Here is a 21,134-nt window from a genome sequence, read left to right as displayed (position 1 = left end):
TGTTACTGAAGAAAATTATGAACCTAACGCAAATTTTTCGCCGTATTGCGCAGCGTCTTATCCCTCGCCAGTTTGGCCTGCTGACGGGTATCTTTTGTATTATTGGCCTTTTCTCCGCGCTACAGCTCTCCTCATCCTTTCTGCTGAACGCCTCCCTGAAGGAAGCTCAGCGCAATGAACGGCAAAACCTGCTGGCGTATCAGCAGCAGAGCAAGCTGGATCTGGCGCGCGTCTCCCTGCTGGCGGCGAGCGATCTGCTCAACCGCTCCGGCGTCTGGTTTATGCAAGATAAAGAAACCGGCTCGGAAGGAAGCTGGCACAGCCTGATGGACGACGCACAAAAGTCGCTGGCGGTTTCTCAGCAGGCATGGAAAGCCTGGCTGGCGCTCAGCCCGCCAAAAGATGAGGCGCTGATTAACAGCTACCAGCTTTTCTACGATGCCATTAAGGAGCAATCGGAAGCGCTTGTCAGAACCAACTCGATTGATGCCTTTTTTGCCGTGCCGGCACAGGCGTTTCAGACCGACTTTAACGACAACTACGCGCGCTATCAGCAGGCCAGCGAGAAGCAGGCCATGCAGGGGCGTCAGGCTTTAATGGCGCAGCTCTCCGGTTTGCAAACGTTGTTCCTGCTGGCGCCGGTTCTGCTACTCGCCATCGCCGCAGCCGTCTGGTTCGGTATGTCCAGGTGGGTGATTACGCCGTTGCGTCGGCTTATTGCGCATATTAACCGGCTGGCCGCTGGAGATCTCTCCGGCACGCCGCCGGACGTGATGCGCTTTAACCGGGAGACGGGACAGCTTAGCGACAGCGTTGCCACCATGCAGCGCGGCCTGCAGCAACTGGTGACGCAGGTCAGCCACGCTACAGCCACGATGGTGGAGAACATTGGCACCCTCGCGGAGGGAAACCAGAAGCTGTACCAGCAGTCGGCGTGTCAGGCAAAGGAGCTGGAGAAGGTCACAGCGCATATCGCGGTGCTGGAAACCCACGTGGAAGGGAATACCGGCTATGCCCGCCTCGCCAGCTCGCGCGCGGATGAAGCGCGTCAGGCTGCCGTAGGAGGCGACCAGATGATGTCGACCGTGAATGCCTCCATGCGGGCGATCGTCGAGCGATCGTCAGAGATGCGCGGGATCGTGGCGATGATCGACAGCGTGGCGTTTCAGACTAACATTCTGGCGCTCAACGCCGCCATTGAGGCCGCCCATGCAGGAAACCAGGGGCGCGGGTTTGCCGTCGTCGCCCGGGAAGTCGGGCTCCTGGCGCGAAAGAGCAGCCACTCGACGCAGACCATTCAGGAGTTGATCAACCGCTCCGTGCAGGGCATTGAAGACGGCTCCCGCGCCGTGAATCTGATGGAAGAGAACCTGCAGCAGGTCACCGGTCTGGTGGGCAATTTAAGCAGTTTGCTGAATGAAATCTCGACCGCCACGCTCAGTCAGGGAGAAAGTATTCACCAGATGACGCGCCAGCTTCAGGCGCTGAATCAGGTCTCGCGCCAGACGGATCTGCTGGTTTCTGACGCCTCGGAGGCCTCTGAACGCCTGCAAAAGCAGTCCGATCTTTTATTGCAGGCCGTTTCGCGTTTTCGTCTTAGCGCCTGACGCAATACATTAGCCTCTGTTATACTCGCAGCCCGTTTTAGCCTGAGGGCAAGGAGCAAAGAGTGGCTGCGGTCATCCATAATGAGATGCTGGACGAGATTCTGGCGCAGGTTCGTCCGTTATTAGGAAAGGGGAAGGTGGCCGACTACATTCCGGCCCTTGCCTCGGTGAGCGGGAATAAGCTGGGCATCGCTATCTGTACCATAGACGGACAGCGATACCAGGCAGGCGATGCCACTGAACGCTTTTCTATTCAGTCTATTTCTAAAGTGCTGAGTCTGGTCGCGGCGATGCGCCAGTATGAGGAAGAAGAGATCTGGCAGCGCGTGGGAAAAGATCCGTCCGGTCAGCCCTTTAACTCACTGCTTCAGCTCGAAATCGAGCAGGGTAAACCGCGTAACCCCTTTATCAACGCCGGGGCGCTGGTGGTCTGCGATATGCTGCAAAGCCGCCTTAGCGCACCGCGTCAGCGAATGCTTGAGATTGTTCGTCAGCTTTCTGGCGTGGACGATATTGCCTATGATTCGGTGGTGGCGCGCTCGGAGTTTGAACACTCGGCCCGCAACGCGGCTATCGCCTGGCTGATGAAATCCTTCGGCAATTTCCACAATGACGTGGCGACCGTGCTGCAAAACTACTTCCATTACTGCGCCCTGAAGATGAACTGCGTTGAGCTGGCTCAGACGTTTCTGTTCCTTGCGCACCAGGGGCACGCGCCGCACCTCGATCAGGAGGTGGTTTCCCCGCTTCAGGCGCGTCAGGTTAACGCCCTGATGGCTACCAGCGGCATGTATCAGAACGCCGGGGAGTTTGCCTGGCGGGTTGGCCTTCCGGCCAAATCGGGCGTTGGCGGCGGGGTGGTGGCGATAGTGCCGCATGAAATGGCGATTGCCGTCTGGAGCCCGGAGCTGGATGAAACGGGAAATTCACTTGCCGGCGTGGCGGTTCTGGAGAAGCTGACCCAGCGCCTGGGACGTTCTGTATACTGATGTCTGACCTGGATCCCCTTTTTTCCCGCCTGGCGCGATCGACGTTTCGCTCGCGCTTCCGTTTAGGCAATAAGGAACGACAGTACTGCTGGGACAAAGGCCCCGAAACCATTGACCAGCATGCCGCCGATTTTGTCGCTAAACGCCTTGCACCCGCGCAACCCGCAAACGACGGCAAGCAGACGCCCATGCGTGGCCACCCGGTGTTTATCGCCCAGCATGCCACCGCGACCTGCTGCCGGGGCTGTCTGGCAAAATGGCATAACATTCCCCAGGGCGTGCAGCTGAGCGCGCAGCAGCAACATTATATCGTCAGCGTGATCCACCGCTGGCTGGTGATACAGATGAACGCCTAAAAATGATATTTAATGCGTTCTGCGCTTACCGCCTGCAGCCTCGTACCCGGCTGGCGGACGAGCAAATCGTCATAACGCATTGACGTGAAATGGATAGCGGCTTAACAGGACGTCGAACGCTGACAATGTCTCGGTTTAAGCTACGCTTTGAGTAACGCTTTACGTCAGGAGACATTATGAAAGCACCTGCAACACCTGAAAATGAAATTGACAGACTTAACGCGCTGCGCGAATCGGGTCTGCTTGAGATTGACAGTTCCCCGGCGTTTGACCGCTTAACGCGTCTGGCAAAACGCTTTTTCCAGGTACCGCTGGCCATGGTCAACCTTATTGATGAGCATACGCTGATCGTTAAGTCGGCGGATGGGCAGGCACCCGATTCCGTTCCGCGCAACATCTCTTTTTGTGGCCATACCATCCTCACCGAAGCACCGCTGATCGTCGGGGATATGCTTCAGGACGATCGTTTTGCGGATAACCCGCTGGTGGCCGGCGAACCTCGCGTGCGGTTTTACGCAGGCTTTCCGCTGCGTTTACGCAACGGCGCAAGCGTTGGCTCGCTTTGCCTGATTGACTACGCACCGCGGGAGTTCTCAGCGACCGATCTCGCCGTGCTGGGGGATTTGGGCGCGCTGGCTGAAGATGAGTTTGCGGCAATCAGCGCGGCGACCACGGATGAATTGACCGGATTATTCAACCGACGGGGCTTTAACCAGCTCGTGCGGTTCACGCTCTCCATCGCCCGACGCCGGGCCGAGCCGTTAACGCTCGGCTGGCTGGATCTGGATCGTTTCAAGGAGATTAACGATCGCTACGGGCACGAAGAGGGAGATAAGGCGTTAAAGACCATGGCGCAGCTGATGCGCGCCTCTTTCCGCGAAGCGGATATGCTGGTTCGTTTTGGTGGCGATGAGTTTGCCGTGCTGTTTGCTGATACGGATGAGAAGGGCGCGTGGATTGCCATGCAGTATCTCGCCGAGCAGGTCGAAAACTACAATGCACGCAAGCTACATCCGTGGTCGCTTCTGTTCTCCTGGGGGCTGAGCGAATTCGATCATAACGGCAACGACCTGCAGCAGTGGCTCAAAGATGCCGATGAAAAAATGTATGCCATGAAGCAGCAGCGGCAGCGGGCCAGATGACATAACAAAAGCGTATGACCGTTCCGTTTGCGTTAATAAAATGTTAAATGCAAAGTGAGGGTATTCATCCTAAGGACAAAAAAATGAATACCTCACTGCAAATCAAAAACCTCACCCGCGACGACATTCTCACCTATCTTGATGCGCTGGCCGGGATCCTCGAAAACTGCGTAAACGGCGGCGCATCCGTCAGCTTTATGCTGCCCTTTAACCTGGAGAAGGCCCGTTCATTCTGGCTCGGCATAGCTGACAGCGTAGGGCGCAACGAGCGCATGGTGCTGGCCAGTATTGATCCGCAGGAGGGCGTCATTGGCACGGTGCAACTGATTACCGACCAGCCGGAAAACCAGCCGCACCGTGCGGACGTGGCAAAGCTGCTGGTTCATGAAAAAGCGCGTCGAAAAGGGGCCGCAATGGCGCTGATGGAAGCGCTGGAAGCTGAGGCCCAGGCCAGAAACATTTCGGTTCTGGTGCTCGATACCTCCACCGGCAGCGGCGCCGAAACCTTCTACCAGCGTGCCGGCTGGCAAAAGGTTGGTGAGATCCCGCGCTACGCGCTGATGCCGGACGGCGCTATGACGGCCACGTCGGTGTTCTATAAATTCTTATAATTTTTTCACAACCACGCCGGGGATTGATCGAAACAGGGTTTCTGGTCGTAAAGTTTTGATAAGTTATCGTACCAATCTTATCAGGCTGTATGACTAATCATAAAAGGAACCCTCTTGTGAACACGCTCAACCGTCGTGATTTTCCCGGTGCGCAGTATCCCGAACGCATTATTCAGTTTGGCGAAGGCAATTTCCTGCGTGCGTTTGTCGACTGGCAAATTGACCTTTTGAATGAACATACCGATCTCAACGCCGGTGTGGTTATCGTTCGTCCTATTCAGAGCGACTTCCCCCCGTCGCTGAACACGCAGGATGGGTTGTACACCACCATCATTCGTGGCCTGAATGAGCAGGGCGAAGAGGTGAGTGAAGCCCGACTTATCCGCTCTGTTAACCGTGAAATCAGCGTCTACGACGATTACGACGCCTTTCTGAAACTGGCACACAGCCCGGATATGCGCTTTGTTTTCTCGAACACCACCGAAGCCGGAATCAGCTATCACGCGGGGGATAAATTCGACGATGCGCCTGCCGTCAGCTACCCGGCGAAGCTAACGCGCCTGCTGTTTGAGCGCTTTAGCCACTTTAACGGCGCGCCTGACAAGGGCTGGGTTATCATTCCGTGTGAACTGATTGACTACAACGGTGACGCATTGCGTGAACTTGTGTTGCGCTATGCCCAGGAGTGGGCGCTGCCTGCCGCCTTTATCCAGTGGCTGAACGAGTCAAACCATTTCTGCTCAACGCTGGTTGACCGTATCGTGACCGGTTACCCGCGGGATGAAGTGGACACGCTAGAGGCTGAGCTGGGTTATCACGATGGGTTCCTTGACACGGCTGAACACTTTTATCTGTTTGTCATTCAGGGGCCAGCCTCGCTGGCTGGTGAACTGCGCCTGGATAAGTACCCGTTAAACGTGCTGATTGTCGACGACATCAAGCCCTATAAAGAGCGTAAAGTCGCCATTCTTAACGGTGCGCACACGGCGCTGGTACCGGTGGCCTATCAGGCCGGGCTGGATACGGTTGGCGAGGCGATGAATGATGAAGACGTGTGCGCTTTCGTCGAAAAAGCAATTTATGAGGAAATTATTCCGGTTCTCGATTTGCCCCGCGACGAACTGGAGTCGTTCGCCAGCGCGGTAACGGGGCGTTTTCGAAATCCCTACATCAGACACCAGCTGCTTTCCATCGCGCTCAACGGCATGACCAAGTATCGCACGCGTATTCTTCCGCAGCTGCTGGCAGGGCAGAAGGTCTCAGGTCAACTGCCAGCGCGTCTGACGTTTGCGTTAGCGGCACTGATCGCATTTTATCGCGCGGAGCGTAACGGAGAGAACTATCCGGTGCAGGATGATGCGTTCTGGCTGGAACGTTATCAACAGCTATGGGCGCAGCATCGCGATAATCAGCTCGCTACCCGCGAACTGGTGCACGCCGTGCTGAGCGTAAAAGCGCACTGGGAGCAGGACCTGACGAAGGTGGACGGTCTGGTTGATCAGGTGACGCGGGATCTTGATGCCATTCTGCTGAAGGGCATGCGCGCAGCGGTGAAGCCGCTTTGCTAATTACGTGACCCGGCTTCGGCCGGGTTTAAACAGGCATTATTTTAGTTACAACATGCTATTTGCCCTGTTTTTAAAATCAAATGCAGCACCGTGCGGTTTTCATTCTTCAGGTGAGAGAATGCAATGTTCCGTTAACATGCTTGCAACCGTGATGGGGATCACGTTTAATAGCCACGCTCTTTTCTTGCCTGAAACTCACTATGATTGTTCGTCCTAAACAGCACTGGCTACAACTGATTTTTGTCTGGCACGGTTCGGTACTCCCCAAAATCTATACCCGACTGCTGCTCAACTTCCTGCTTTCTATCGCCGTTATCCTGATGCTGCCGTGGTATACCTCGCTGGGCATAAAATTTACCGTGGCGCCATTTAGCATTCTCGGCGTGGCGATCGCAATCTTTCTTGGTTTCAGAAACAACGCCTGCTATTCACGCTACGTTGAGGCTCGCCAGCTGTGGGGGCAACTGATGATAGCGGCACGCTCGCTGTTTCGCGAGGTAAAAAACACCTTGCCGGACGATAAGCACCTGGGAGAATTTGTCCGCCTGCAGATCGCCTTTGCCAACTGCCTGCGCATGACCCTGCGTCGGGAAATGAACGCTGACCAGCTCTCTCGCTATCTTGCCCCGGACGTTTTAGCTCAGGTAATGGGCGCCAACTCGCCGGCGAACCGTATTTTGCTGGTCATGGGGGAGTGGCTGGCCGTGCGGCGGCGTAACGGGCAGCTTTCGGACATCCTGTTCCACAGCCTGAACAACCGCCTGAACGATATGTCCATCGTCCTTTCCGGCTGTGAACGGATTGCGACAACGCCAGTGCCGTTTGCCTATACGCTGATTTTGCACCGCACGGTGTATCTGTTCTGCATCATGCTGCCGTTCGCGCTGGTTGTGGATCTGCACTACATGACGCCGTTTGTCTCGGCGCTGATCTCATACACCTTTATCTCGCTGGACACCCTGGCGGAAGAGCTGGAAGACCCGTTTGGCACAGAAGATAACGACCTTCCGCTGGACGCCATCTGCAACATGATGGAACGCGATCTGCTGCAGATGAACGATGAAGAGAACATTCCGGAAAGGCTGATGCCGGATAAGTACTATCAGCTGACCTGATGGGCGTTCCACTCGTCGCGGGTGATCTCCCACAGTTCGGAGTCCAATATCCCGCTGACGTAGGCTTTCTTTTCCGTTCTGATGAGCCGCATGCCGCTGCTGTCTGAAATACGACGGGAGCGGCTGTTCGCGGCGGCCTTCGGCGCCCGTAAAACGGGTTTGTTGAGCGTATTAAACCAGTAATCCGTCGCGGCAATGCTGGCCTCACGCATATATCCCTGTCCCTGAAACTCCTGCGCCAGCCAGAATCCGCGGTTATTATCGTCAACATCGTACAGACAGATAATCCCCATCAACGCATCCGGCACCTCACGACGGCGGATGCTCCAGATCCAGGCTATCCCTTTTGCCATATCCGGCAGCGCGACGTTATTCACATAGTTTTCCGCGCCATTTTCCGGGTAGGGCCAGGGCACGGAAGAGACCAAATAGCGGACGATCTCCCAGCGCGGATACAGCTTTTGAATCTGAACCGCATCTTCGGCGACCAGCGGTTTCAGCAGGAGACGTTCTGTCGTGAGGGTCGGTATTGTCATCTGCGGATCTCCTTATTTAAGCGTTATGTTTTTGTTTGCGTTCTGGTATTTTCATCTCTATCACATTCTGGTGAGGCGTGCTGTGGTTATTCACTACCAGAAATGGAACTATCATCACTCGCGTATGGCGGGGGCTGATTTACGCTGTTTTGAAATGGCAATCGACTTGTAATGTGAGGAACGCATGGCTGTCACGGTAAGACCTCTACGCGAAGACGACTATCCCCAGTGGCGACCGCTGTGGGATGGCTATACCCATTTTTATGATTGCTACCTCGAGGAGTCCGTTACCGCATCGACATGGGAAAGGGCGCTCTCAACGCATTCACCGATGTTCTGTCGGGTTGTAGAGAAAGACGCAAAGGTCATCGGTTTCGCAATGTGTGTTCTGCACGAAGGAACCTGGTCAACCGCGCCCATCTGCTACCTGGAAGATCTGTTTGTTGATGCAGCCGAGCGCGGCGCGGGAGCGGGTAAGGCGTTGATTGATGCCTTGATAGCGGAAGGCAAGCGCGAAGGGTGGTCAAAGCTCTACTGGGTTACCCGGGAGAACAATCCGGCACGTAAACTCTACGATCGATACGGTGACGCTGACGATTACGTCCGCTATCGTCTCTCCCTTTAAGGCAAAAATGCCTGTGTTTGTATCACACTGTATCCGTGTTCCAGATACATACACAGGCTTGCAATAAACGCGTTTCCGCACATATCCGCTATACATTGAACTGTTGTTATATCCCCGTGAATTGTACTCAACCGGAGATACCAACATGTTCAGCAAACTCGCTTATTCAACGCTTGCTCTCACCGTTTCCCTTGGCACCGTCATGTCATGTCAGGCCGAAGTCACCGGCACTAACTTAGCGGCGGCTTTCGATCGTCCACAGCAAATTAACGCCGGCGATCTTAACGTCGGGTATGTCGACATTGGTCCTAAAGACGGCCAACCGGTCATTCTGTTACACGGCTGGCCCTACGATATTCACAGCTACGCTGAAGTCGCGCCTGCGCTGGCGGCAAAAGGCTACCGCGTGATTGTGCCTTCTCTGCGCGGCTACGGCACTACGCGCTTCCTGTCGGCAAAAACGCTGCGCAACGGCCAGCCTTCCGCGATGGCGAAAGATATCGTGAACCTGATGGACGCCCTGAATATCAAGCAGGCGGTGTTTGCAGGCTATGACTGGGGTGCCCGTACGGCCGATATCGTTGCGGCGCTGTGGCCAGAGCGCGTTAAGTCGCTCGTTTCGGTAAGCGGTTATCTCATCAGCAGCCAGCAGATTGGTAAACAGCCGTTGCCGCCAAAAGCGGAGCAGCAGTGGTGGTATCAGTTCTATTTCGCCACCGAGCGCGGCGCTGAAGGCTATGCCAAAAACACGCATGACTTCGCTCGTTTGATCTGGTCTCAGGCCTCACCTGACTGGAAATTTAGCGACGCTGTCTTTAACGCCAGCGCCAAATCCCTTGATAACCCGGATCACGTTGCGGTAACGCTCAGCAACTATCGCTGGCGCTTAGGGCTGGAAAAAGGCGAGCGCAAATACGACGCCTACGAGCAAAAACTGGCCACGCTGCCGAATATCACCGTTCCGACGATCACCATCGAAGGTGGAAACAACGGGGCGCCGCATCCGGCACCGCAGGCCTACGCGGGTAAATTCACCGGTAAGTATGAACACCGTACCTTCGGCGCAACCGTGGGGCACAATCCGCCTCAGGAAGATCCGCAGGATTTCGTCAAGGCAGTTGTTGACGCTGACAAACTCTGAAATGTGCTATTTTCAGTACGTTACCCTTCGGTCTGGAGATTTCGGTGGAGCATATTGATCATATCCTTGTCGTCGATGACGACAGGGATATTCGTGAACTGATTATCGACTATCTCGTTAAGTCCGGTTATCGCGCCTCCGGCGCGGCAAACGGCAAAGAGATGCGCGTCGTGCTGGAGAAGCAGCATATCGACCTGGTGGTGCTGGACGTTATGATGCCCGGCGACGACGGGCTTACGCTGTGCCGGCAATTACGCGTCGGGAAATATAAAGATCTGCCCATCCTGATGCTGACGGCGCGCAACGAGGAGACGGACAGGATCCTGGGTCTGGAAATGGGAGCCGACGATTACGTCGTAAAGCCTTTCGTCGCGCGAGAATTGCTGGCGCGTATCAAAGCGATTTTACGCCGTTTTCGCACGATGCCGCCCAATTTACAGGTGACGGAAGCAGGGCGGCTGGTGACGTTCGGCGAATGGCAGCTCGATACCGTTGCCCGCCACCTGATCGACCCGGAAGGGGTGATTGTGGCGCTCAGCGGGGCGGAGTATCGCCTGCTGCGCGTTTTCCTTGACCACCCGCAGAGGGTGCTGACCCGCGATCAGCTGCTCAACCTGACGCAGGGGCGTGACGCCGAGCTTTTTGAACGCTCAATCGACCTGCTGGTTAGCCGGGTTCGCCAGCGTCTGAATGAAGATGCCCGTACGCCCGCGTATATTAAAACCGTGCGCAGCGAGGGCTATGTGTTTACCATGCCGGTCACCATCAAAGAGGCTAACGAATGACGCTCTGGCCACGCTCGCTGCTGGCCCGCTTGCTGATCGTCGTGCTGCCCGGCCTGTTGCTCGCCAATGCCCTGAGCCTGACGCTGGTCATGATAGAGCGAATGCACAGCGCCCGAACGGTGATGCTCGGTAATCTGGAATACGATGTCGCGACCAGCGTGGCTATTTTAGACCGCTTACCCGCCAGCGAGCGCGCGGCCTGGTTGCCGCGCCTTGAACGGGGTAACTACCGCTATATTCTGGGACCGGGAGAGCCTGGCAACGCGCCGACGGACAAGCGCTCCCGGGACGCCATCCGAACCTTAAAAGCGACGCTTGCGGAACAGTACCCGCTAAGTTTCACCGCCGTTCCCGGCGCCATTTCACATATCCAGGCGCATCTCACGCTACATGATGGCGCACCGCTGACCATTGACCTGATCCCTCGGATGCCGCCGGTCGCCAGCTGGCTGCCCGTTGTTCTTATTCTGCAGCTGCTCGTGCTGGCTGCCTGCTCCTGGATCGCCGTACGCCAGGTGATACGGCCTTTTTCACAGTTTACCCGCGCGGTAGACTCCCTGGACCCGGCTGCCAATTCGCCAATGACGGAAAAGGGGCCGGTCGAGGTGCAGCGGGCAGCACATGCCTTCAACGCGATGCAGGCGCGCATTCAGTCCTATCTCAGGGAGCGGGCGCAGATCCTGGCATCCATATCGCACGATCTCCAGACGCCCATTACCCGCATGAAGCTTCGTGTTGAAATGGCGGATCAGCCTGACCTGCGCGACAAGCTCTTAAACGACCTTGATAATATGTCTCGTCTGGTGCGTGAGGGTATTGCGTATGCCCGGTCATCAGAATCACTGGAAGAGACCTCGCTGAAGCTGGAGCTTAACGCCTGGATAAACAGCATCGCCTGCGATTATCAGGACATCGGTAAAAACGTGCAGTTTCAGGCAGGCGAAAACCGTTTGCCCATCGTCACGCGTCCACAGGCGCTGCGCCGGGTGATGACCAACCTGCTGGATAACGCCCTGAAATTTGGCGACTATGCCACCATTAGCATTGATGACTCGACTGCCGGAGAGGTGGTGATTCACATCATAGACGGCGGGCCTGGGATACCAGATGCCGAGCTGGAGGCGGTATTACAGCCGTTTTATCGGATAGAAACATCACGCAACCGCGACACCGGCGGAACGGGCCTTGGCCTGGCGATCGCAGCGCAGCTCACCGCTCAGCTGGACGGAAAGCTAAAGCTGGAGAACCGCGCAGAGGGCGGGCTGGACGTTTCGATTACTCTCCCGCGCCTTTAATTGTACGGTTCTGTATCTCCCCGCGTGGCCGATACAGAGCGAGACAAAAACCCACGCTTTTACACATATCCTGAACACATCCGCACGATGAAATAGCCTCACTGCAGCGGCGCAGGACTTGTATTGTGAGGTGTCTATGTTTCTGATAATTGCTTTCCTGGGCGGGATGATAAGCCTGCTCAGTCCATGTACGCTCCCGGTAATTCCTCTCCTGTTCGCCGGTTTTCAGGGGCAGCGGCGACATATCCTGGCGCTGCTCGCGGGGATGATCGTCATGTTCACCCTGGTGGCGATGGTCGTCACCGTCGCCAGCGAGTGGATAGCAGAGGCAACTATTGTCGGGCGCTGGATCGCGCTTATCGTCCTGGCTACGGCCGCGCTGGCCTTAATTTTTCCGGCCTTTGCCCAGCGTATCGCCGGGCCGGCAGTCAGCGCGGGAAATGTCCTCAACACCCGAAGCGGGCAAACGCGTGGTATGGCATCGGCTTTTCTGGCCGGCCTTGCCGTCGGGCTGCTCTGGTCTCCCTGCGCGGGACCGATTCTGGGCGCCATTTTCAGCATCAATATTGCCGGACACTCGGCCATTGCCACAGGAGCCTTGCTGGCCGCCTATGGTAGCGGCTGCGCGCTGATGCTGGGCCTGCTCGTTTTCGGAGGCCGCACGCTGATGGCGCCGCTGAGAGCAAGATCGGCGCTGATGGAAAAATTACGTCAGGCGGCAGGCGTGGTGATGTTAGCGGCCGTCGTCTTCAACGCAACGGGGATGACGTCTGTTCTGCAAGGCGCAAACGGCGTCGCGAATCGTCTTGAAACCGCGCTGCTGAATCTGGCAAAGCCCGCCGCGCAACCGGCGAAGCTTCAACCGGTCGTCATGACCGAGCCCAGCAGCCAGCTGCCTTCATTAAGCGGTGGAACAGGGTGGGTAAATGGTGACCCTGTCACGTCTGAATCGTTGCGCGGGAAGGTGGTTCTGATCGATTTCTGGACCTGGGACTGCATTAACTGCCAGCATACGCTTCCGCACGTGCGCGACTGGGCAACAAAATACCAGTCTCAGGGCCTGGTCGTCATAGGGGTACACACGCCTGAATACCCCTGGGAGAAACCGATCGCCTCGGTGAAAAACGCGGTAAATAAATGGCAGCTGCCGTACCGGGTTGTGACGGACAACAACTATCAGATCTGGAACGCTTTTGGCAACCAGTACTGGCCCGCGCACTACTATTTCGATGCTAAAGGTCAGCTACGCTATACCTCGTTTGGCGAAGGGAATTATGAGCAGCAGGAAAAGATTATCCAGCAGCTGCTCAAAGAGGCCCGTTCATAGCGCCGTTCAGGGCTGACGCTGGGCAACCATAAACAGTCGAGGAAAAGCCAGCAGTATCTGCCCGTTTTCCTGGAGCGGATACTGCTCTTCCAGCAGTTCATGGTAGCGTTTCAGGAAACGTTGCTGCTCACTCTCGTTCAGTTCCTGGAGCCACGGGCGCAAACCGGTCGCGCTGACCCAGTCAATAATGGCCTGGTGCGAACTCATTTTATGGAAATAGGTTGTCCGCCAGATATCCACATCGCAGCCGGCCTCCGACAGGATATCGTAATAGGCATGCACGCCAGGCAGCGGCTCGCGGCCACGGTCCGGGTAGCCTTGCTCCAGCGCCACTTCACGCATCGCCACATGCGTGGGCTCAAGCCAGTTGTCCGGCATCTGGATCGCCAGCACGCCATTGAGCGTGAGCAGTGACGCCAGATGCGGCAGGAGATCGTAATGGTCAGGTATCCACTGTAGGGATGCGTTCGCATAGATGAGGTTCAACGGCTGGCCAGGCCTGAACTGGCGGATATCGGCCTCAACGAACTGACAGTCGGGCAGTGCCTTGCGCGCCTCTTCCAGCATAGCCGGTGAGTTATCGGCGCCGACAATCTGCGCTTTTGGCCAGCGATGCTGCAACAGCGCGGTGCTGTTTCCCGGCCCGCAGCCCAAATCGGCAATGGTGGCAACGTCACTCAGGGGAATTCTGGCAAGCAGCTCGGCGGCAGGGCGCGTTCGTTCAGCGCCGTATTGCAGATAAAGCGAGGGGTTCCAGTCGGCCATCTTCAGATCTCCGTTTTGCGTGTTTCAGCAAGGATAGCACAGGCCGACACCTGCACCGGGACAGGCGTCGGGCGAGCGGCAGTTTACAGAATGCCTTTCAGTGCAATATGGTAGAGCAGCATGATGGTTTTTCCGTCGACGATTTTGCCCGTATCAATTCCCCGCAATGCCTCTTCAAAGGGCATTTCCAGCACGTCGATATCTTCTCCCTCCGCTTTGATACCGCCGCCTGCGCTGGTTTTGTCCTTCGGCTGATACTCGGCAATATAGAAATAGAGTTTCTCCGTGACGGAGCCTGGGCTCATGTAGGCTTCAAAGATTTTCTGCACGCTCGACACGTTAAACCCGGTCTCTTCTTCCGCCTCTGCTTTAATGCGGCTTTCCGGATCCATGTTATCAAGCAGGCCGGCCGCCGCCTCAATCAGATTGTCTTCATGGCCATTTATGAAGACCGGGAAGCGGAACTGGCGGGTCAGAATCACCGTTTTTTGGTCACGGTTGTAGAGCAGGATCGTGGCGCCGTTCCCCCGGTCATAAACTTCACGCGTTTGCCGCTGCCATTCGCCATCGCGTCTTTGCAGGTCAAAGGTATATTTTTTAAGTAAGTACCAGTTATCGGACAGGGTTTCACTGTCAATGATGCGCACATCTGCACGTTTTGATTGCACGTTTCGTCCTCCTTACGTAGAGTAACTATCAATACCAGCACTATCGTGCATTTTCAAGATTAAACATGCAACATCAGGAATACAGCATGCTCACCAGTCAGCGAAAACAGTTGATCCTTGAAAAGCTCGGCGCCGAAGGACAGGTCCAGTCAAAAGCACTTAGCGTTCTCTTCGACGTCTCTGAAGACACCATCCGACGCGATTTGCGCGAGCTGGCGGCAGAAGGGCGTTTACAGCGGGTTCACGGCGGCGCGCTGCCGTCGTCCTCCGCTACTGTGCCTTTCGCGGAACGACAGTCCGTTAAAATGGATGCCAAAAGAAAGGTGGCGCAGAAGGGGGCGCAGCTGATTTCTTCGGGCCAGGTGGTGATCGTTGACGGTGGAACGACCACCTCAGAATTGATCGCCTTTTTACCGCGTAACCTGCGTATTACCGTGGTGACGCACAGTCCGAGCATTGCCCTGGGGCTTGTTAATCATCCTTCCATCGAGGTGATTCTGATCGGCGGCCGTTTGTATAAACACTCGATTGTCGCCGTCGGCGCGGCGGCCATCGAAGGTATCGAAAACATTCATGCGGATCTGTTCTTTATGGGCGTGACCGGTATCCATCCGGAAGCAGGGCTGACGACCGGAGATTTCGAAGAGGCGTGCATCAAACGTGCATTTTCCGGCAGAGCCGCCGAGACGGTTGTCCTGGCGTCGCCGGAAAAAATAAATACGGCGTCATCATTTGTTATTGGCGATGTGGCGCTGGCGAATACGATTGTCGTCGAAGGCGATACCGACCGCGGCTGGGTCAATGCGGTATCGGAAAAAGGGGTATCGGTCGTATTGGCCTGAGCGTGAGCCAGCCAGAAAACTGGCTGGCGCGGGTACTCGCAAGCGGGTGAAATTAAGTTATCTTTCTTCGGGGGCATGGCATACCGCTTCGATATTATGACCATCAGGGGCAATGACAAATGCGGCATAGTAATTTTTACCGTAGGAGCGCAATCCCGGTGCGCCATTGTCGCGTCCGCCTGCGCGCAGCGCGGCATGGTAAAAGTCATCAACCTGCTGGCGTGTCGTGGCCATAAAGGCCAGATGAAGCGGAGCGGGTTTATCATTCGACTGAAAAAGGCAAAGAGAAACATCGCCGGAACTCATTTCGACGCCATAGTCAGGAGAGCCTTCATCGACGAGTTCGACACCGAGCGGTTGAAGCGACATGAGGAAGAAGGTTTTACTTTTCTCATAATCGCTGACGCCGAATTTTACATGATCAAACATTATGGACTCCTCAAAAGTGATGGTGAAATGAGAAGTATAGAAAGAGAGTGGAGTCCAACACGATCAAGGGGTTGCGAATGTGACCGATATCAATACTCGCTACACAACAGACCGTTTACTCCCTACGAATGTCCAACGCAGATAATCATAGAGCCAGTTAAAAAGCATCGTGTATGGCAGGAAAAACAGTACAAGGCCAATCTCAACAAAAAATGCCTCCGCGATCGTTAAATTCAGCATGAACATTGCCACAGGGATTAAGGAGATGATAAGGCCCGTTTCAAACCCAACTGCATGGATGGCGCGAACGAGAAACGTTCGTTGGAACTGATGTTTTTTCTGCAGGGAGTCAAAGAGCTTATTGAAGACAAAATTCCAGACCGTTGCGGTAAGCGCAGATATCACCGACAACGAACCCGACTGGAGTACCGAAACGTTCATCAGCCACGCAAGAGACAGAGCGATGATAACGTTGGCCGTCACTTCAAAAATGACAGCGTGGAAAATCCTTTCTTTGAAGCTTTTATTGAGTTCGATTTCCATAAGTCTACAGCAGCGGTGGTCAAAGCCAGGAGTATATCAAACGTCTTTTAACATTGGATAAACGTAGAAGTTGGATTTCACTAGCTATCAATGAATCGGGGCAATCACAACCGTAGAAAGGCAGATTTTGACTGGCATTACATTGGTGCGCATAATGTATATTATGTTAAATAAGAATATTGCCGTGCCTCAGGAGGTATCCCTCCTCAGTCTTGAGGATTCACCGTTGGCCACGCAGTTTAGAAGGAACACAGAATGAAGTATGTGAATCTGGGTCGTAGCGGTTTGCAAGTCTCCCGTCTTTGTCTCGGTTGTATGAGCTATGGTGAACCTGAACGCTTGCCTCAACCCTGGTCCCTGGATGAAAAGGCGTCACGTCCGCTCATTCGTCAGGCGCTTGAAGCGGGCATTAATTTTTTTGATACCGCGAATATCTACTCGGGCGGAAGTTCTGAAGAGATCACTGGAAAAGCGCTGAGAGAAATGGCCAGACGCGATGAGATCGTTGTGGCGACAAAGACCTTCTTTCCGTGGCGCAACTCCCCCAATACCGGGTTTCTTTCCCGCAAGGCCATTTTTCAGTCTATTGACGATAGCCTGATGCGCTTAGGCATGGATTACGTGGATCTCTTTCAGATTCACCGCTTTGACCACTCCACGCCTGTTGAAGAGACCATGGAGGCTCTGCATGACCTCGTTAAATCAGGAAAAGTACGTTACATCGGCGCATCATCTATGGAAGCCTGGCGCTTTGCAAAAATGCAGCATACGGCAGAGCGTAACGGCTGGACCCGATTTATTACAATGCAACCGCAATACAACCTGCTTTACCGGGAAGAAGAGCGCGAGATGCTGCCCCTGTGTGAAGACCAGGGCGTTGGTGTGATCCCCTGGAGTCCGATGGCACGCGGCAGGCTCACGCGCGACTGGAGTGTCACGTCCCGACGAACGCAAAACGATGCCTTTGCGTTAAAAATGTATGAGAACGCAGCCCTTCTGGATAAGCCCGTTATTGATGTTGTTGCCAGCATTGCTGAAAAGCACGATGTGCCAAGAGCCCATGTTGCAATTGCCTGGTTGCTATCAAAAACGGTCATCACAGCACCGATCATCGGCGCGACGAAACCAGAACATCTTTCCACGGCTATCAGCGCGCTGGACTTTTCACTTAGCGATGCCGAAATCATGGAACTCGAGGCACGCTATCTGCCGCACCCCGTCGACGGGATCATTCCCCCGCTTCCGGATACGCCACCTTCACTCACGCTGCCTTCAGCAATACAGGACTGTTAATGCCCTACCCTGGCCCGGCGTTGGTTCGGTTCCGCTGTTGGTGACAATGAACAACTCTTGATGTCCGGGTCGGATCGCGAGACAGGGAGACTTTACCTACAGTCTCCCTGTGACAGTAAGTATAAAGGTGGCCATCACCGTTTAACTTTTATCAAACTGACTTTCGGTAAACGGATCTGCGCGACCACCCTGCAATGGGATCCTGGCAAGCGCTGCATCGATTTCGCGTAACTCGTTGTCCGTCAACCGGACTTGCGGTGCACCGCTATTTTCTATCAGGTGCGGATATTGCGTCGTACCCGGGATGGGGACAATCCATGGCCGTTGTGCCATCACCCATGCCAGCGCGAACTGAACCGGAGTGGTGTTTTTGCGGCGGGCCCAGGATTGCGCAAATTCAAGCAGTACCATGTTTTTGGCCAGGGCATCGGGCTGGAAGCGTGGCAGGTTATGCCGCCGATCTGTGCTGTCGAACCGCTGATCTGGATTGACTGCCCCGGCAAGGAAACTCCGGGCGGTCGGGCAGTAAGGTACAAAGCCGATACCCAGCTCTTCGAGCGTTGGAAATATCCGCGTCTCCGGTTCACGCCACCACATGGCATACTCACTCTGTACTGCAGTCACAGGGAATACCGCATGTGCGCGGCGGATTGTCCTGGCACTCGCTTCCGACAATCCCCAGTGTTTCACTTTACCCTCCTGTATCAACGCCTTCACGGTTTCCGCCACATCCTCAATCGGCACATTCGGATCGGGGCGATGCTGATAAAGAAGATCGATGTGGTCCGTTTTCAGACGCTTCAGCGAGCCTTCTACGGCACGGCGAATATGGTCAGGATGGCTGTTAAGGGAGGTTGGCTTCCCCTCCTCCACGCCGAAACCGAACTTAGTGGCAATCACCACACGATCGCGAACGGGGGCCAGTGCTTCCCCGACAAATTCTTCACTGAGATGGGGGCCATACACCTCGGCAGTATCAAAGAACGTGATGCCTTGTTCGAAGGCGGCCCGGATGAGCGAAACCATGGCTTTACGATCGCGCGGACCACCGCCGTAATACCCCACCATAGGCAGACACCCGAGTCCCATACTTGAAACCTCCAGCGAGCCGAGTTTACGCGTGGTTAAGGTCTCCTTCTGGACGGGAACAGCACCCGAAAGGGCGCTCGACGTGTCCTGACCAGCCGGGTTCGCCATCACTGCACCGCTCCTGCCAAGGGTGGTAGCGGCCAACGCCAGACCGGCGCCGGCGATCAGAAAATTGCGACGATCCCGGGAAGCGGGTACGGAAGCAGAATGCTGGTCATGCATCATCTTGCTCATAAACTGGAACTCCCTATAGCGAAGAAAGGATTCATTAATTTGGTCATTACCAGGCATAAGCCTGGGGCGCTTCTCCCCCGGGGCCGGGCCAGATTTCGTCGAGACAGCTCATGGTGTCGTCTGATAGCGTGATTGTCGTTGCGTGAAGCGCCTCCCGGAGTTGTTCGACCGTACGAGGCCCGATAAGTGGAGCAGTAACCACAGGATTCTGCAGGAGCCAGGCAAGCGCCACATCGGAAGGGGTTTCGCCGAGGTCCTCACATAATCCTTCGTAGGCTTCCAGCTGCGGACGATACTGTTCGATTAGACGGGCAAACGCGGGCCTTGCACGGCGCCCGCTTGCCATCTTTTTCAGTACGCCGCCAAGCAACCCTCCGGCAAGTGGGCTCCAGGGAATCAGTCCCAGGCCAAAATGACGGCATGCGGGAATGACCTCCAGCTCAACGGTTCGGGCAGTCAAATTGTAGAGACTTTGCTCAGCAACCAGGCCCAGGGAATGACGGGCCGTGGCAACTGACTGCGCGGTCGCAATGTCCCAGCCAGCGAAATTGCTGCTACCGATATATAGCACTTTTCCCTGCTGAACAAGGAGTTCCATGGCCTGCCAGACCTCCTCCCATGGTGTATAACGATCGATGTGATGCATCTGATAGACGTCAATATGGTCGGTCTTAAGCCGTCGCAAACTGTCCTCGCAGGCCTTGCGAATATGGTAAGCAGAAAGACGACGATCGTTCGGACCCGGTCCCATAGGCTGATAGGCTTTCGTCGCCAGAACGATACGGTCACGGCGGCCACCCTGCTGGAGCCAGCGACCAATAATCTCTTCAGACAGCCCCGAACCTTGCTGGATATCGGGTGATTGCTCGGTGCCATACACGTCTGCTGTATCAATGAAATTGATACCCGCCTCAAGCGCTTCATCCAGAATGCGGGCGCTGGTTTTCTCGTCGGTGACGTCACCAAAATTCATGGTTCCGAGACAAAGGCAGCTGACTTTCAGGCCGGTGCGGCCAAGATGCGTATAGTTCATACACGGCTCCGTTAGGTGAATGTTCCGCCCTGACCGACGGCCAGAGCGCATAATTTTCAAGAATAACGAAGCACAATGTGTTCAGTGAGAGGCGATGGGTGGATGGACTTGTGAAAAAAATTCAGCAACGGATTAGCCCTGGTCGGTCTATGGTGTATATCATTTCCGTATCAACGCATTCGGGCCTTAACGCATAAGGAAAACGATTCTGTATGCAAATAAGCAGAGCTGATGTCGCCGATCTCATTTATTTCATGGCTATTGCACGTCATCGCAGTTTCAGCCGTGCGGCGATTGAATTAGGTGTCAGTGCATCAGCGCTTAGTCATGCCCTGAAGGGACTGGAAACCCGGCTCGGGGTTCGCCTCCTTAATCGCACGACCAAGAGCGTTACACCTACGGCTGCAGGTGAAGAACTGGTTCAGTCTGTCCTTCAGCCTTTCGACAAGATAGAAGGCGCGCTTGAATCGCTTAACCGGTATCGTAATACGCCTACCGGGCGTATCCGCATCAATGCTGCCGTTGAAGCGGCCAATCTTTTGCTTGCACCGGTTATGCCCGCGTTTATGGATCGCTATCCCGATATTGAAATCGATATTGTGGCCAGTAACCGTATGGTTGACGTCACTGATGCGGGCTTCGATGCCGGTATCCGCTATGGTGGCACCGTCCCGGAAGACATGGTTGCCCGGCGTTTATCTGCCGATATTCGCTGGGTTATCGCCGCATCCCCCGACTACCTTGAACGCTACGGAACGCCTGAACATCCGGATGATTTGTTACACCATCGCTGTATAAGCAATCGTCTCGGCGACGATCGGATTTATCGCTGGGAACTTGAGCGAGATGGCGAAACGTACCAAATCACTGTGCCTGGCTCAGTGACGGTCAACCAGGCTGAAACGGGTCTTGTGGCCGTATTAGGCGGGGCCGGCCTGATGTATTTTCCGGAGCCTCTTGTTGCACCATATGTGAAGGATGGACGGCTCCGCCTGGTGCTTACGGAATGGTCCCCGCTGGAGGAAGGTTTTTATATCTATTATTCAAGCCGCCGGCAACTGCCGACCGGGCTTCGCCTTCTGATTGAGTTCATACAGGAGGCCAGGCCGCTGGGGTTGTGAAATAGCGCTTCCATACGGGA

The 21,134-nt window shown here is 55.3% G+C and carries 22 protein-coding genes; 15 read left to right on the top strand and 7 right to left on the bottom strand.

The window, feature by feature from the left end; translation table 11 throughout:
- Positions 1–17: 17 nt before the first annotated feature.
- The 7 genes from IM295_RS17015 (at position 18) to IM295_RS16985 (ending at position 7,388) form a co-directional block, all read left to right on the top strand.
- On the top strand, positions 18–1,607 hold the full coding sequence (locus IM295_RS17015) for a methyl-accepting chemotaxis protein (protein ID WP_193067029.1): 1,590 nt from the start codon (positions 18–20) through the stop codon (positions 1,605–1,607).
- A 62-nt stretch (positions 1,608–1,669) separates the two neighbouring features.
- Positions 1,670–2,596 (top strand): glutaminase B, encoded by a 927-nt coding sequence (gene glsB / locus IM295_RS17010; protein WP_028013148.1) that lies wholly within the window; start codon positions 1,670–1,672, stop codon positions 2,594–2,596.
- The gene (locus IM295_RS17005; RefSeq protein WP_193067028.1) at positions 2,596–2,952 is read left to right on the top strand and encodes a DUF4186 domain-containing protein; all 357 of its coding nucleotides are present in this window, start codon (positions 2,596–2,598) and stop codon (positions 2,950–2,952) included. Before glsB ends, IM295_RS17005 begins: the two co-directional genes overlap by 1 nt.
- A gap of 176 nt (positions 2,953–3,128) precedes the next feature.
- A complete protein-coding gene (locus IM295_RS17000) occupies positions 3,129–4,094 on the top strand; it encodes a sensor domain-containing diguanylate cyclase (RefSeq protein ID WP_028013150.1) in 966 nt (321 codons plus the stop codon).
- Between the two features lie 83 nt (positions 4,095–4,177).
- A complete protein-coding gene (locus IM295_RS16995) occupies positions 4,178–4,705 on the top strand; it encodes a GNAT family N-acetyltransferase (RefSeq protein WP_193067027.1) in 528 nt (175 codons plus the stop codon).
- Between the two features lie 116 nt (positions 4,706–4,821).
- The gene (locus tag IM295_RS16990) at positions 4,822–6,273 is read left to right on the top strand and encodes a tagaturonate reductase (RefSeq protein WP_193067026.1); all 1,452 of its coding nucleotides are present in this window, start codon (positions 4,822–4,824) and stop codon (positions 6,271–6,273) included.
- A 200-nt stretch (positions 6,274–6,473) separates the two neighbouring features.
- Positions 6,474–7,388: a bestrophin family protein gene (locus IM295_RS16985; protein ID WP_045260518.1), complete on the top strand. Its 915-nt coding sequence runs from the start codon at positions 6,474–6,476 to the stop codon at positions 7,386–7,388.
- On the opposite strand, the gene IM295_RS16980 is transcribed toward IM295_RS16985, so the two are convergent.
- Complete coding sequence (locus IM295_RS16980; protein ID WP_193067025.1) at positions 7,376–7,924, bottom strand: GNAT family N-acetyltransferase; 549 nt, start codon at positions 7,922–7,924, stop codon at positions 7,376–7,378. The genes IM295_RS16985 and IM295_RS16980 overlap by 13 nt on opposite strands.
- A 184-nt stretch (positions 7,925–8,108) precedes the next feature.
- Between IM295_RS16980 and IM295_RS16975 the strand changes: the two genes are divergently transcribed.
- The 5 genes from IM295_RS16975 to IM295_RS16955 all read left to right on the top strand — a co-directional run bounded on the left by IM295_RS16975 (position 8,109) and on the right by IM295_RS16955 (position 13,097).
- Entirely contained in the window at positions 8,109–8,549 is a 441-nt protein-coding gene (locus IM295_RS16975) for a GNAT family N-acetyltransferase (RefSeq protein ID WP_041909975.1), read from the top strand.
- A gap of 145 nt (positions 8,550–8,694) precedes the next feature.
- A complete protein-coding gene (locus IM295_RS16970; protein ID WP_028013157.1) occupies positions 8,695–9,690 on the top strand; it encodes an alpha/beta fold hydrolase in 996 nt (331 codons plus the stop codon).
- Positions 9,691–9,734: 44 nt separating this feature from the next.
- Positions 9,735–10,475 (top strand): response regulator, encoded by a 741-nt coding sequence (locus IM295_RS16965; protein WP_059357547.1) that lies wholly within the window; start codon positions 9,735–9,737, stop codon positions 10,473–10,475.
- Positions 10,472–11,770, top strand: a complete 1,299-nt coding sequence (locus IM295_RS16960) for an ATP-binding protein (RefSeq protein WP_193067024.1) — start codon at positions 10,472–10,474, stop codon at positions 11,768–11,770. Before IM295_RS16965 ends, IM295_RS16960 begins: the two co-directional genes overlap by 4 nt.
- Positions 11,771–11,906: 136 nt before the next feature.
- A complete protein-coding gene (locus IM295_RS16955) occupies positions 11,907–13,097 on the top strand; it encodes a cytochrome c biogenesis protein/redoxin (RefSeq protein ID WP_193067023.1) in 1,191 nt (396 codons plus the stop codon).
- A 6-nt stretch (positions 13,098–13,103) separates the two neighbouring features.
- Here IM295_RS16955 and tam read toward each other — a convergent pair whose 3' ends face one another.
- Positions 13,104–13,862 carry a trans-aconitate 2-methyltransferase gene (tam, locus tag IM295_RS16950; protein ID WP_193067022.1) on the bottom strand — a complete coding sequence of 253 codons (759 nt, stop codon included), beginning with the start codon at positions 13,860–13,862 and terminating at the stop codon, positions 13,104–13,106.
- Between the two features lie 83 nt (positions 13,863–13,945).
- The gene (locus IM295_RS16945; protein ID WP_059357551.1) at positions 13,946–14,530 is read right to left on the bottom strand and encodes an NUDIX domain-containing protein; all 585 of its coding nucleotides are present in this window, start codon (positions 14,528–14,530) and stop codon (positions 13,946–13,948) included.
- Between the two features lie 86 nt (positions 14,531–14,616).
- Here IM295_RS16945 and IM295_RS16940 point away from each other — a divergent pair, with 86 nt between their 5' ends.
- The gene (locus tag IM295_RS16940; protein WP_193067021.1) at positions 14,617–15,372 is read left to right on the top strand and encodes a DeoR/GlpR family DNA-binding transcription regulator; all 756 of its coding nucleotides are present in this window, start codon (positions 14,617–14,619) and stop codon (positions 15,370–15,372) included.
- Between the two features lie 57 nt (positions 15,373–15,429).
- Here the strand turns inward: IM295_RS16940 and IM295_RS16935 are convergent, their stop codons facing one another.
- On the bottom strand, positions 15,430–15,801 hold the full coding sequence (locus IM295_RS16935; RefSeq protein WP_193067020.1) for a VOC family protein: 372 nt from the start codon (positions 15,799–15,801) through the stop codon (positions 15,430–15,432).
- 99 nt (positions 15,802–15,900) lie between these two features.
- Entirely contained in the window at positions 15,901–16,344 is a 444-nt protein-coding gene (locus IM295_RS16930) for a PACE efflux transporter (protein WP_193067019.1), read from the bottom strand.
- 255 nt (positions 16,345–16,599) lie between these two features.
- Between IM295_RS16930 and IM295_RS16925 the strand changes: the two genes are divergently transcribed.
- Positions 16,600–17,637, top strand: coding sequence for an aldo/keto reductase (locus tag IM295_RS16925; RefSeq protein WP_193067018.1), 1,038 nt, complete (start codon positions 16,600–16,602; stop codon positions 17,635–17,637).
- Between the two features lie 141 nt (positions 17,638–17,778).
- On the opposite strand, the gene IM295_RS16920 is transcribed toward IM295_RS16925, so the two are convergent.
- Positions 17,779–18,960 carry an aldo/keto reductase gene (locus IM295_RS16920; RefSeq protein WP_193067017.1) on the bottom strand — a complete coding sequence of 394 codons (1,182 nt, stop codon included), beginning with the start codon at positions 18,958–18,960 and terminating at the stop codon, positions 17,779–17,781.
- Positions 18,961–19,006: 46 nt separating this feature from the next.
- Positions 19,007–19,993, bottom strand: a complete 987-nt coding sequence (locus tag IM295_RS16915; protein WP_193067016.1) for an aldo/keto reductase — start codon at positions 19,991–19,993, stop codon at positions 19,007–19,009.
- Between the two features lie 212 nt (positions 19,994–20,205).
- On the opposite strand from IM295_RS16915, the gene IM295_RS16910 reads away from it, so the two are divergent.
- Positions 20,206–21,114, top strand: coding sequence for a LysR family transcriptional regulator (locus tag IM295_RS16910; RefSeq protein ID WP_014831948.1), 909 nt, complete (start codon positions 20,206–20,208; stop codon positions 21,112–21,114).
- The last annotated feature ends 20 nt before the right edge of the window (positions 21,115–21,134 follow it).

It is taken from the genome of Enterobacter cloacae complex sp. P14RS (assembly GCF_014895895.1).
Classification (GTDB): domain Bacteria; phylum Pseudomonadota; class Gammaproteobacteria; order Enterobacterales; family Enterobacteriaceae; genus Enterobacter; species Enterobacter bugandensis.
This window is presented reverse-complemented; position numbering and strand designations above follow the sequence as displayed.

Coding starts and splice junctions, on each gene's coding strand:
- IM295_RS17015 (WP_193067029.1), top strand. CDS start 18: ATGAACCTAACGCAAATTTTTCGCCGTATTGCGCAGCGTCTTATCCCT.
- IM295_RS17005 (WP_193067028.1), top strand. CDS start 2,596: ATGTCTGACCTGGATCCCCTTTTTTCCCGCCTGGCGCGATCGACGTTT.
- IM295_RS17000 (WP_028013150.1), top strand. CDS start 3,129: ATGAAAGCACCTGCAACACCTGAAAATGAAATTGACAGACTTAACGCG.
- IM295_RS16995 (WP_193067027.1), top strand. CDS start 4,178: ATGAATACCTCACTGCAAATCAAAAACCTCACCCGCGACGACATTCTC.
- IM295_RS16985 (WP_045260518.1), top strand. CDS start 6,474: ATGATTGTTCGTCCTAAACAGCACTGGCTACAACTGATTTTTGTCTGG.
- IM295_RS16980 (WP_193067025.1), bottom strand. CDS start 7,924: ATGACAATACCGACCCTCACGACAGAACGTCTCCTGCTGAAACCGCTG.
- IM295_RS16975 (WP_041909975.1), top strand. CDS start 8,109: ATGGCTGTCACGGTAAGACCTCTACGCGAAGACGACTATCCCCAGTGG.
- IM295_RS16970 (WP_028013157.1), top strand. CDS start 8,695: ATGTTCAGCAAACTCGCTTATTCAACGCTTGCTCTCACCGTTTCCCTT.
- IM295_RS16960 (WP_193067024.1), top strand. CDS start 10,472: ATGACGCTCTGGCCACGCTCGCTGCTGGCCCGCTTGCTGATCGTCGTG.
- IM295_RS16955 (WP_193067023.1), top strand. CDS start 11,907: ATGTTTCTGATAATTGCTTTCCTGGGCGGGATGATAAGCCTGCTCAGT.
- tam (WP_193067022.1), bottom strand. CDS start 13,862: ATGGCCGACTGGAACCCCTCGCTTTATCTGCAATACGGCGCTGAACGA.
- IM295_RS16940 (WP_193067021.1), top strand. CDS start 14,617: ATGCTCACCAGTCAGCGAAAACAGTTGATCCTTGAAAAGCTCGGCGCC.
- IM295_RS16935 (WP_193067020.1), bottom strand. CDS start 15,801: ATGTTTGATCATGTAAAATTCGGCGTCAGCGATTATGAGAAAAGTAAA.
- IM295_RS16930 (WP_193067019.1), bottom strand. CDS start 16,344: ATGGAAATCGAACTCAATAAAAGCTTCAAAGAAAGGATTTTCCACGCT.
- IM295_RS16925 (WP_193067018.1), top strand. CDS start 16,600: ATGAAGTATGTGAATCTGGGTCGTAGCGGTTTGCAAGTCTCCCGTCTT.
- IM295_RS16920 (WP_193067017.1), bottom strand. CDS start 18,960: ATGAGCAAGATGATGCATGACCAGCATTCTGCTTCCGTACCCGCTTCC.
- IM295_RS16915 (WP_193067016.1), bottom strand. CDS start 19,993: ATGAACTATACGCATCTTGGCCGCACCGGCCTGAAAGTCAGCTGCCTT.
- IM295_RS16910 (WP_014831948.1), top strand. CDS start 20,206: ATGCAAATAAGCAGAGCTGATGTCGCCGATCTCATTTATTTCATGGCT.